This window comes from Leisingera sp. F5 (assembly GCF_001593695.1).
Map to the genome: position 1 here is coordinate 1 of NZ_LUKH01000068.1, position 9867 is coordinate 9867.

A 9867-nucleotide genomic window follows, 5' to 3' on the forward strand; every position below is an offset into this window, starting at 1 on the left:
CGATTTCAGGGTCCAGATGCTCGCGGCACCAATCGGCCCAGGACGTCTGCAAGGCGGAGTATTCGTTCCGCTCGCCTGTGGCCTCCTTCAGCTCGCGCAGTGCCTTGTTGGTCGAGATCACCGGCTTGCCCCGGCTTTCCCGGACTGGGGAGATCAGAACATCGACCACGGCCCCGCCCTTCTCATCGAGATCGAGGCGGGTGGCGATCACGGAGCCTTTGCCGCCCCAGCCCTCGGCCCATGCCTTCGCCTGGTCGAAGAGCTGGCGGTTACGCGGGTTGTCGGGGTCATGCAGGCTGCCGGCCTTTTCCACCCATTCCGGGGAGACCACGCAGATGGCCTGCAGGCAGAGCGGCGCGCCTTTCCGTTCGCCGGCCCCCAGCTCGGTCTTGTGGGCTTTGAAGGCGGCGAGATAGTCGCGGTCACTTTCGGCTTTTGACCAGGCGAGGCCGAAACCGGGTTCCGCATCGTCCCGGACCCGCGCCTTGCCGGTCTCGTCGTGGCGCTGCGCATGGAGGGACGCCCCGCGGAGCTGGGCGATGGTGGTGAGCTTGTTGACGCGGATGGCAGCTTTGAACATGGGGCGGTGATAGCGGAGAGCGACAGAATTGTCATTTTAAATGACAACCCACTAGGCAATTCTCTCCGAGCCGCTCCGCTAATTGCCATGGGCCGGAGGTGCTGCGCCCTCCTGGACCTCCTGCTGTTCGCCCGCCAAGCGGGCGACAAATCCCTGCCTTCCCCTGCCTGATGGCGGGCGATGTCAGTCAGGGATTTGAAGGGGCGCCGAACCGTTCCGCAAAGTCCGGCGGAAGCAGATGTCGGCGCTTTGGCGGTGTCCGCGCCCAGATTTCCGCATCGGTCAGGGACACCGCGCTGACCTGGTAATTCCCGCAGTCGAAGCGGGATGGGCAATCGGCGGGAGCATTCTCGTGACGGTCGTGAGGCATTCGTTTCTCAATCTGGTTATTGGAAGACCAAGATGGCGGTGGTGGCCAAACAGAACCATTCTTGAAAATGGATAATTACTATACCATATTCAAGCATGGATTTTGAGTATGACCCCGCCAAAAGTGCCTCGAATCTGTCGAAGCATGGAATTGACTTCGATCAGGCGCAGGCCCTTTGGGATGACCCTTGGATGCTCGAAGCGCCCGCCAAGACCGAGGGCGAACCGCGCTTCCTGTCGATTGGGAAAATCGGAGGAAAGCACTGGGCGGCGGTCTGGACGCCGCGGGGCGAAGCGGTGCGGATCATATCGGTGCGCCGTGCCCGAAAAGAGGAGATTAGCTACTATGAAGGCAACTGAGTTCGACAAGAAGTTCGACGCTGGTGAGGACGTGAGCAGTGCAATCGACTGGTCCCAGGCGCGCCGCCCGAACGACCAGCCCAAGCGCGTGAACGTGGATTTTCCGGCTTGGGTCGTAGAGGGCCTGGACAAGCAGGCTCGGCACCTCGGCGTGACACGGCAATCTCTAATCAAGCTCTGGATTGCTGAGAAGCTTCAATAATCGCCATGAATATGATTGCTTTTTTTCTGGGTATGTCCCTTGACGTTGGAGGTGTCGGTGGACTGCTATCCGGCATCTTTGCCAAATCCCTAAAGCGCGCGATGCTTTGGTCTGCGGGCTTTGGTGTGTTGAACGTAGCGTTGCTAATTCTGGTGTCGCCCACGTCCCGGTTTGCCCCAATCTTTATTGTTATCGCGCTTTTTTGGGGGGTGGCCGGCTGGTGCTTGGTGGGGCGCTTTCTCGCCAGACGCCGGGGGGTGCAAGCGGCCAAAGTGGGGCCTGATGCATAACGAAAAACCGGACTCTCACGTTGCCTATGGCGCAGCTATGGACGGCCTGTCTGCCGTTGCCTCCAGCGTCTCAGTGGTAGGGAGATATTGGTGGAACGTTCAGATGCAGCTTTTGCAGAAGATCGGGGTTATGCCGGTCTTCAGGGCTCACTGGTGGCTGTTCTTGGTGGTCGGATTTATTCTATTAGCGTTTCTATTCCCGATTGGTGTCGCATTTGTTGTCAGCGCATTTTGTGCCGGTGCGATGGACCCCAAGGCAGAAAATGATTTCATTGTTCCTTTGCGAGTGAACAATGCTGAAGCGGACTATCCTGTCGAGGTTAGTGATCGTGGTCCGTCACCGAGCATGGAAGGTGACGGCTTGGATCGTAGTGAAGGCGAGCGCGAGGACTTGTATGTTGCTGCTGGCATCGCTCATGTCAGCTTCCTAAATGCGATAAAGCGTGAGGTGGATGACGGAGAGTTCTCCGCTGCTGCCTTGGGAGCTTTCGACGGCACCGTCCAAGCCCTAGGGATCAAGCTGTCCCACGTTGAAATGTTCAGTATGGGAGCCGCCTTTATCGTTCGTCAGCTCAAGGAGCTGAAGCGTTTGGAAGAGGTGGATCCAGAAAGGATCGCCGATCTGACAGCCGAGGCGATGAACTCTGATGCTCTAGAGCAAATCAGAGAGCAGGCCGGACAGGTGGCTTACAGCGTCACTATGACGATGCGTCCTCCAAACTCTATCGGCTGAACAGGCGGGATAAGAGGCTAGGCTTGGGCCTGTCGTCAGCCAGAAGTGCTGTCACTCGGCCCTCGGAGCTGTCCAGGCGCTTTCGCAGGTCGCTGATCGTGTCGGCCATCTGATCCTTTTGGGCCTCCAGCCCGCTGGCCCGCTCGTGCGCTACCGCCAGCTCCTTTTCCAGTTCAAGAACACGGGTCAATTCGCTGTTTTTAGCGGCAAATTTGTCCTGTTGCGCATCGTTGCTTTGTGGATGTTGCGCATCGCGTTGCGCAGCGACGGGGGGAAAAACACGATGCAACTCAGCTGGGTCGATCTCATATGAACCACTGTCGCCCTTAACGGCTGAAATCTTGCCGTTTTTGATAGCCCTTTGGATTGTGGTCTTGTTCTTTCCGGTGGCCTTTGCGGCCTCGGATAATGAATATTTCATGCCGTTGCGCCTCGTTTCTTCTTGCCTGTTGCGCAACAGTTTATCGCGTTGCAAGGCGCAACGGCAAGGAAACCTGTTCGAGGCACCTCGAACTGCGGCTAACGCAGGCTGCCCTGCTTCCCGCAATAGGCCACAAAGGCGGCGCCTGCGTTCTTCGGCGGGTTTCCTTTGGCCGCTTCGCTCTTGGCGAATGAGAGCCAGTCAGAGCGCAGGGCGTAGTAGTCTCGGCCTTTCTCTCCGGCGATACCCCGTGCCTTGTCCTCTGCCCATTCTGGCAATCGGATCTCGGGCAGGAGGTCACTTTTCGGAGAACGCGGGCGGAAGATCACCAGATCCTCTGCGGTCAGCTCCATGCGATAGAACGGCGTGTGATCGTCCTCGATGATCTGGCGGATGTTCAACCGGAACTTCTTCAGGGGCGCGTTGCTGCCGGTCTTTTCCTGAAGTTTGGCGAGGCCGATTTGCCACTTTGGCTGGCCTCCGCAATGCTTGCGGCCGATCTCGTAGAGGCGGCGTTCCAGCGGTCGGCGCAGGCGGAAATAGTCGTTCGAGATCGTCACGACCTCGTCGCCCTCGATCGCGCGCATCACCCAGTCAGACAGGATCACCTCGCAGTAGTCGAGCCGCCACTTGCCCTCTTCTTTCATGACGAACCCGCTGCCCGATTCCAGCAGGCTGAAAAAGCGTGTCTCGCGCTTGTTTCCGGTTTGAATATCGGTCTGGAAGGTCGTGCCAATGAGCCTCTGGAACGCCTGTTCCAGGCGTTGATACTCGACCCCGCCCGTCTTGCGGTTGGTAGTGATCATCAGCTCACGGGCGCTGAAACGCACTCGTTTTCCGATCTTCTCGCCCCGGTTCTTTCGGTGCATGAGCTGGCTCACGCAGAAAATCAAAATGTCCTTATCGAAGATCGTGGGCAGGCCGACCCCGGACGGCACGATTTTCAGCCGGTTGTCGCCACCGCGATATTCTAGGTGGCGCATGTCTGGCTTGGTGGCGAGCGAGAACAGAGGGTGCTCCATCGAGGCCATGTCGTCCTTTGGCACCACATCGGAGATGTCGAGGATGAAGAAGTCCTTCTGGGGGTGTCTGTCGGGGAGCAGGGGCATCCATTCGCCTAGTTAGGTTCGTTATATCAGGAACCAGCATTGGACAGGACCGACTGGCTCGTCAAGTTCGTTATATCAGGACCCGAATTTGAGGTGGAATTCGTTCGTTAGTTTCGGAACCCAGATTCGTTAGTTTCGGAACCCAGATTCGTTAGTTTCGGAACCCTGTGGATAATTTCCTATTTCATTACCAGTAGGTTAGGGCTGATTTTCTGCCCCGTAACATACTCCGTAGGTAACACTATTAACACTAGGGGTCAGCGGCCGTGGCTCGGTCCTCGATCCCGTTCCTGGCTGGGGCGGTCGGTGAGATCGGTGTTCCGTTCTGCCGAGGGTTCTTTCCGAACCGCAGGAGCTGCCAGGCCAAGGTTCATCTCATGCCGCTCCACCTCTGCCAGTGCCTCCTGCGGCCAGCAGATTTGCTCATCGATTTGGGTCGCATCCGGGCGCAGCATGTTTTTCACCACGGCCTCAACCCTGGCGCAAAACGCTCCGCACTTCGCAACCACTGCCGCCAGGTGCATCCGGTCGGACAGGCTGGGGAAGAACTCACGCCCGGATTCATACCCGTCCCCCATATTCGCCCGCAGTCCCATGCCGAACCCATGGGCCGCTTCAAACACACGCTCTGCCCCTAACCTGACAGCCCGGATCAAAGGCCAGGGATCCGTTTGGGGATCTCCCCTCACGCGATCCAGCTCCAGAGCGCCCTCAGGAGGCTCGTAGGAGCGCCCTTGGACCTTGTGGCGGGCAATCTCCCCCTTGAGCATCAGAAAGTCGCTCAGGGCCTCTGTATCGCGTTCTGAGAGGTCTGTGTCCCGGATGGCATCCCACAGCCCCTGAGAGGGCGCTCTGACGCTCTCACGGGCCTTGTCCATGACCGCCCCATAGGTTTCCGGGGAAAGGTGCTGGCGCTGGGTGATCTCTTTCCGGGTGCCGCGCACGATTTCAGGGTCCAGATGCTCGCGGCACCAATCGGCCCAGGACGTCTGCAAGGCGGAGTATTCGTTCCGCTCGCCTGTGGCCTCCTTCAGCTCGCGCAGTGCCTTGTTGGTCGAGATCACCGGCTTGCCCCGGCTTTCCCGGACTGGGGAGATCAGAACATCGACCACGGCCCCGCCCTTCTCATCGAGATCGAGGCGGGTGGCGATCACGGAGCCTTTGCCGCCCCAGCCCTCGGCCCATGCCTTCGCCTGGTCGAAGAGCTGGCGGTTACGCGGGTTGTCGGGGTCATGCAGGCTGCCGGCCTTTTCCACCCATTCCGGGGAGACCACGCAGATGGCCTGCAGGCAGAGCGGCGCGCCTTTCCGTTCGCCGGCCCCCAGCTCGGTCTTGTGGGCTTTGAAGGCGGCGAGATAGTCGCGGTCACTTTCGGCTTTTGACCAGGCGAGGCCGAAACCGGGTTCCGCATCGTCCCGGACCCGCGCCTTGCCGGTCTCGTCGTGGCGCTGCGCATGGAGGGACGCCCCGCGGAGCTGGGCGATGGTGGTGAGCTTGTTGACGCGGATGGCAGCTTTGAACATGGGGCGGTGATAGCGGAGAGCGACAGAATTGTCATTTTAAATGACAACCCACTAGGCAATTCTCTCCGAGCCGCTCCGCTAATTGCCATGGGCCGGAGGTGCTGCGCCCTCCTGGACCTCCTGCTGTTCGCCCGCCAAGCGGGCGACAAATCCCTGCCTTCCCCTGCCTGATGGCGGGCGATGTCAGTCAGGGATTTGAAGGGGCGCCGAACCGTTCCGCAAAGTCCGGCGGAAGCAGATGTCGGCGCTTTGGCGGTGTCCGCGCCCAGATTTCCGCATCGGTCAGGGACACCGCGCTGACCTGGTAATTCCCGCAGTCGAAGCGGGATGGGCAATCGGCGGGAGCATTCTCGTGACGGTCGTGAGGCATTCGTTTCTCAATCTGGTTATTGGAAGACCAAGATGGCGGTGGTGGCCAAACAGAACCATTCTTGAAAATGGATAATTACTATACCATATTCAAGCATGGATTTTGAGTATGACCCCGCCAAAAGTGCCTCGAATCTGTCGAAGCATGGAATTGACTTCGATCAGGCGCAGGCCCTTTGGGATGACCCTTGGATGCTCGAAGCGCCCGCCAAGACCGAGGGCGAACCGCGCTTCCTGTCGATTGGGAAAATCGGAGGAAAGCACTGGGCGGCGGTCTGGACGCCGCGGGGCGAAGCGGTGCGGATCATATCGGTGCGCCGTGCCCGAAAAGAGGAGATTAGCTACTATGAAGGCAACTGAGTTCGACAAGAAGTTCGACGCTGGTGAGGACGTGAGCAGTGCAATCGACTGGTCCCAGGCGCGCCGCCCGAACGACCAGCCCAAGCGCGTGAACGTGGATTTTCCGGCTTGGGTCGTAGAGGGCCTGGACAAGCAGGCTCGGCACCTCGGCGTGACACGGCAATCTCTAATCAAGCTCTGGATTGCTGAGAAGCTTCAATAATCGCCATGAATATGATTGCTTTTTTTCTGGGTATGTCCCTTGACGTTGGAGGTGTCGGTGGACTGCTATCCGGCATCTTTGCCAAATCCCTAAAGCGCGCGATGCTTTGGTCTGCGGGCTTTGGTGTGTTGAACGTAGCGTTGCTAATTCTGGTGTCGCCCACGTCCCGGTTTGCCCCAATCTTTATTGTTATCGCGCTTTTTTGGGGGGTGGCCGGCTGGTGCTTGGTGGGGCGCTTTCTCGCCAGACGCCGGGGGGTGCAAGCGGCCAAAGTGGGGCCTGATGCATAACGAAAAACCGGACTCTCACGTTGCCTATGGCGCAGCTATGGACGGCCTGTCTGCCGTTGCCTCCAGCGTCTCAGTGGTAGGGAGATATTGGTGGAACGTTCAGATGCAGCTTTTGCAGAAGATCGGGGTTATGCCGGTCTTCAGGGCTCACTGGTGGCTGTTCTTGGTGGTCGGATTTATTCTATTAGCGTTTCTATTCCCGATTGGTGTCGCATTTGTTGTCAGCGCATTTTGTGCCGGTGCGATGGACCCCAAGGCAGAAAATGATTTCATTGTTCCTTTGCGAGTGAACAATGCTGAAGCGGACTATCCTGTCGAGGTTAGTGATCGTGGTCCGTCACCGAGCATGGAAGGTGACGGCTTGGATCGTAGTGAAGGCGAGCGCGAGGACTTGTATGTTGCTGCTGGCATCGCTCATGTCAGCTTCCTAAATGCGATAAAGCGTGAGGTGGATGACGGAGAGTTCTCCGCTGCTGCCTTGGGAGCTTTCGACGGCACCGTCCAAGCCCTAGGGATCAAGCTGTCCCACGTTGAAATGTTCAGTATGGGAGCCGCCTTTATCGTTCGTCAGCTCAAGGAGCTGAAGCGTTTGGAAGAGGTGGATCCAGAAAGGATCGCCGATCTGACAGCCGAGGCGATGAACTCTGATGCTCTAGAGCAAATCAGAGAGCAGGCCGGACAGGTGGCTTACAGCGTCACTATGACGATGCGTCCTCCAAACTCTATCGGCTGAACAGGCGGGATAAGAGGCTAGGCTTGGGCCTGTCGTCAGCCAGAAGTGCTGTCACTCGGCCCTCGGAGCTGTCCAGGCGCTTTCGCAGGTCGCTGATCGTGTCGGCCATCTGATCCTTTTGGGCCTCCAGCCCGCTGGCCCGCTCGTGCGCTACCGCCAGCTCCTTTTCCAGTTCAAGAACACGGGTCAATTCGCTGTTTTTAGCGGCAAATTTGTCCTGTTGCGCATCGTTGCTTTGTGGATGTTGCGCATCGCGTTGCGCAGCGACGGGGGGAAAAACACGATGCAACTCAGCTGGGTCGATCTCATATGAACCACTGTCGCCCTTAACGGCTGAAATCTTGCCGTTTTTGATAGCCCTTTGGATTGTGGTCTTGTTCTTTCCGGTGGCCTTTGCGGCCTCGGATAATGAATATTTCATGCCGTTGCGCCTCGTTTCTTCTTGCCTGTTGCGCAACAGTTTATCGCGTTGCAAGGCGCAACGGCAAGGAAACCTGTTCGAGGCACCTCGAACTGCGGCTAACGCAGGCTGCCCTGCTTCCCGCAATAGGCCACAAAGGCGGCGCCTGCGTTCTTCGGCGGGTTTCCTTTGGCCGCTTCGCTCTTGGCGAATGAGAGCCAGTCAGAGCGCAGGGCGTAGTAGTCTCGGCCTTTCTCTCCGGCGATACCCCGTGCCTTGTCCTCTGCCCATTCTGGCAATCGGATCTCGGGCAGGAGGTCACTTTTCGGAGAACGCGGGCGGAAGATCACCAGATCCTCTGCGGTCAGCTCCATGCGATAGAACGGCGTGTGATCGTCCTCGATGATCTGGCGGATGTTCAACCGGAACTTCTTCAGGGGCGCGTTGCTGCCGGTCTTTTCCTGAAGTTTGGCGAGGCCGATTTGCCACTTTGGCTGGCCTCCGCAATGCTTGCGGCCGATCTCGTAGAGGCGGCGTTCCAGCGGTCGGCGCAGGCGGAAATAGTCGTTCGAGATCGTCACGACCTCGTCGCCCTCGATCGCGCGCATCACCCAGTCAGACAGGATCACCTCGCAGTAGTCGAGCCGCCACTTGCCCTCTTCTTTCATGACGAACCCGCTGCCCGATTCCAGCAGGCTGAAAAAGCGTGTCTCGCGCTTGTTTCCGGTTTGAATATCGGTCTGGAAGGTCGTGCCAATGAGCCTCTGGAACGCCTGTTCCAGGCGTTGATACTCGACCCCGCCCGTCTTGCGGTTGGTAGTGATCATCAGCTCACGGGCGCTGAAACGCACTCGTTTTCCGATCTTCTCGCCCCGGTTCTTTCGGTGCATGAGCTGGCTCACGCAGAAAATCAAAATGTCCTTATCGAAGATCGTGGGCAGGCCGACCCCGGACGGCACGATTTTCAGCCGGTTGTCGCCACCGCGATATTCTAGGTGGCGCATGTCTGGCTTGGTGGCGAGCGAGAACAGAGGGTGCTCCATCGAGGCCATGTCGTCCTTTGGCACCACATCGGAGATGTCGAGGATGAAGAAGTCCTTCTGGGGGTGTCTGTCGGGGAGCAGGGGCATCCATTCGCCTAGTTAGGTTCGTTATATCAGGAACCAGCATTGGACAGGACCGACTGGCTCGTCAAGTTCGTTATATCAGGACCCGAATTTGAGGTGGAATTCGTTCGTTAGTTTCGGAACCCAGATTCGTTAGTTTCGGAACCCAGATTCGTTAGTTTCGGAACCCTGTGGATAATTTCCTATTTCATTACCAGTAGGTTAGGGCTGATTTTCTGCCCCGTAACATACTCCGTAGGTAACACTATTAACACTAGGGGTCAGCGGCCGTGGCTCGGTCCTCGATCCCGTTCCTGGCTGGGGCGGTCGGTGAGATCGGTGTTCCGTTCTGCCGAGGGTTCTTTCCGAACCGCAGGAGCTGCCAGGCCAAGGTTCATCTCATGCCGCTCCACCTCTGCCAGTGCCTCCTGCGGCCAGCAGATTTGCTCATCGATTTGGGTCGCATCCGGGCGCAGCATGTTTTTCACCACGGCCTCAACCCTGGCGCAAAACGCTCCGCACTTCGCAACCACTGCCGCCAGGTGCATCCGGTCGGACAGGCTGGGGAAGAACTCACGCCCGGATTCATACCCGTCCCCCATATTCGCCCGCAGTCCCATGCCGAACCCATGGGCCGCTTCAAACACACGCTCTGCCCCTAACCTGACAGCCCGGATCAAAGGCCAGGGATCCGTTTGGGGATCTCCCCTCACGCGATCCAGCTCCAGAGCGCCCTCAGGAGGCTCGTAGGAGCGCCCTTGGACCTTGTGGCGGGCAATCTCCCCCTTGAGCATCAGAAAGTCGCTCAGGGCCTCTGTAT

General features: G+C 58.4%; 13 protein-coding genes. 6 read left to right on the forward strand and 7 right to left on the reverse strand.

All coding sequences use genetic code 11. The features are described 5' to 3' along the window. Positions 1-580: hypothetical protein (locus tag A2I95_RS23240; protein ID WP_291733668.1), on the reverse strand; the 580-nt coding region annotated here is incomplete at its 3' end. 465 nt (positions 581-1045) lie between these two features. Between A2I95_RS23240 and A2I95_RS23245 the strand changes: the two genes are divergently transcribed. The 3 genes from A2I95_RS23245 to A2I95_RS23255 all read left to right on the forward strand — a co-directional run bounded on the left by A2I95_RS23245 (position 1046) and on the right by A2I95_RS23255 (position 2534). Next, complete coding sequence (locus tag A2I95_RS23245) at positions 1046-1309, forward strand: BrnT family toxin (RefSeq protein WP_291733669.1); 264 nt, start codon at positions 1046-1048, stop codon at positions 1307-1309. Then, entirely contained in the window at positions 1296-1511 is a 216-nt protein-coding gene (locus A2I95_RS23250) for a hypothetical protein (RefSeq protein WP_211038774.1), read from the forward strand. The genes A2I95_RS23245 and A2I95_RS23250 overlap by 14 nt, the downstream gene beginning before the upstream one ends. 282 nt (positions 1512-1793) lie before the next feature. Then, a complete protein-coding gene (locus A2I95_RS23255; protein WP_291733677.1) occupies positions 1794-2534 on the forward strand; it encodes a hypothetical protein in 741 nt (246 codons plus the stop codon). On the opposite strand, the gene A2I95_RS23260 is transcribed toward A2I95_RS23255, so the two are convergent. The 3 genes from A2I95_RS23260 to A2I95_RS23270 all read right to left on the reverse strand — a co-directional run bounded on the left by A2I95_RS23260 (position 2524) and on the right by A2I95_RS23270 (position 5587). After that, on the reverse strand, positions 2524-2955 hold the full coding sequence (locus tag A2I95_RS23260) for a hypothetical protein (RefSeq protein WP_291733679.1): 432 nt from the start codon (positions 2953-2955) through the stop codon (positions 2524-2526). The two genes, A2I95_RS23255 and A2I95_RS23260, sit on opposite strands and share 11 nt — an antisense overlap. A gap of 98 nt (positions 2956-3053) precedes the next feature. Continuing rightward, complete coding sequence (locus A2I95_RS23265; RefSeq protein WP_291733681.1) at positions 3054-4064, reverse strand: replication initiator protein A; 1011 nt, start codon at positions 4062-4064, stop codon at positions 3054-3056. A 257-nt stretch (positions 4065-4321) separates the two neighbouring features. Next, the gene (locus A2I95_RS23270; protein ID WP_291733683.1) at positions 4322-5587 is read right to left on the reverse strand and encodes a hypothetical protein; all 1266 of its coding nucleotides are present in this window, start codon (positions 5585-5587) and stop codon (positions 4322-4324) included. Between the two features lie 465 nt (positions 5588-6052). On the opposite strand from A2I95_RS23270, the gene A2I95_RS23275 reads away from it, so the two are divergent. From A2I95_RS23275 to A2I95_RS23285, 3 genes are all read left to right on the forward strand, one after another. Beyond that, positions 6053-6316, forward strand: a complete 264-nt coding sequence (locus A2I95_RS23275) for a BrnT family toxin (RefSeq protein ID WP_291733669.1) — start codon at positions 6053-6055, stop codon at positions 6314-6316. After that, positions 6303-6518: a hypothetical protein gene (locus A2I95_RS23280; RefSeq protein WP_211038774.1), complete on the forward strand. Its 216-nt coding sequence runs from the start codon at positions 6303-6305 to the stop codon at positions 6516-6518. The genes A2I95_RS23275 and A2I95_RS23280 overlap by 14 nt, the downstream gene beginning before the upstream one ends. Before the next feature lie 282 nt (positions 6519-6800). Further along, entirely contained in the window at positions 6801-7541 is a 741-nt protein-coding gene (locus tag A2I95_RS23285; RefSeq protein WP_291733677.1) for a hypothetical protein, read from the forward strand. On the opposite strand, the gene A2I95_RS23290 is transcribed toward A2I95_RS23285, so the two are convergent. From A2I95_RS23290 to A2I95_RS23300, 3 genes are all read right to left on the reverse strand, one after another. After that, the gene (locus A2I95_RS23290) at positions 7531-7962 is read right to left on the reverse strand and encodes a hypothetical protein (RefSeq protein WP_291733679.1); all 432 of its coding nucleotides are present in this window, start codon (positions 7960-7962) and stop codon (positions 7531-7533) included. The two genes, A2I95_RS23285 and A2I95_RS23290, sit on opposite strands and share 11 nt — an antisense overlap. 98 nt (positions 7963-8060) lie before the next feature. Further along, complete coding sequence (locus A2I95_RS23295; protein ID WP_291733681.1) at positions 8061-9071, reverse strand: replication initiator protein A; 1011 nt, start codon at positions 9069-9071, stop codon at positions 8061-8063. 257 nt (positions 9072-9328) lie between these two features. Further along, on the reverse strand, positions 9329-9867 hold a 539-nt coding region (locus A2I95_RS23300), incomplete at its 5' end, for a hypothetical protein (protein ID WP_291733686.1).

Bases quoted from the DNA above. Each gene is read 5' to 3' on its own strand.
- A2I95_RS23245 (WP_291733669.1), top strand. From the start codon at position 1,046: ATGGATTTTGAGTATGACCCCGCCAAAAGTGCCTCGAATCTGTCGAAG.
- A2I95_RS23250 (WP_211038774.1), top strand. From the start codon at position 1,296: ATGAAGGCAACTGAGTTCGACAAGAAGTTCGACGCTGGTGAGGACGTG.
- A2I95_RS23255 (WP_291733677.1), top strand. From the start codon at position 1,794: ATGCATAACGAAAAACCGGACTCTCACGTTGCCTATGGCGCAGCTATG.
- A2I95_RS23260 (WP_291733679.1), bottom strand. From the start codon at position 2,955: ATGAAATATTCATTATCCGAGGCCGCAAAGGCCACCGGAAAGAACAAG.
- A2I95_RS23265 (WP_291733681.1), bottom strand. From the start codon at position 4,064: ATGCCCCTGCTCCCCGACAGACACCCCCAGAAGGACTTCTTCATCCTC.
- A2I95_RS23270 (WP_291733683.1), bottom strand. From the start codon at position 5,587: ATGTTCAAAGCTGCCATCCGCGTCAACAAGCTCACCACCATCGCCCAG.
- A2I95_RS23275 (WP_291733669.1), top strand. From the start codon at position 6,053: ATGGATTTTGAGTATGACCCCGCCAAAAGTGCCTCGAATCTGTCGAAG.
- A2I95_RS23280 (WP_211038774.1), top strand. From the start codon at position 6,303: ATGAAGGCAACTGAGTTCGACAAGAAGTTCGACGCTGGTGAGGACGTG.
- A2I95_RS23285 (WP_291733677.1), top strand. From the start codon at position 6,801: ATGCATAACGAAAAACCGGACTCTCACGTTGCCTATGGCGCAGCTATG.
- A2I95_RS23290 (WP_291733679.1), bottom strand. From the start codon at position 7,962: ATGAAATATTCATTATCCGAGGCCGCAAAGGCCACCGGAAAGAACAAG.
- A2I95_RS23295 (WP_291733681.1), bottom strand. From the start codon at position 9,071: ATGCCCCTGCTCCCCGACAGACACCCCCAGAAGGACTTCTTCATCCTC.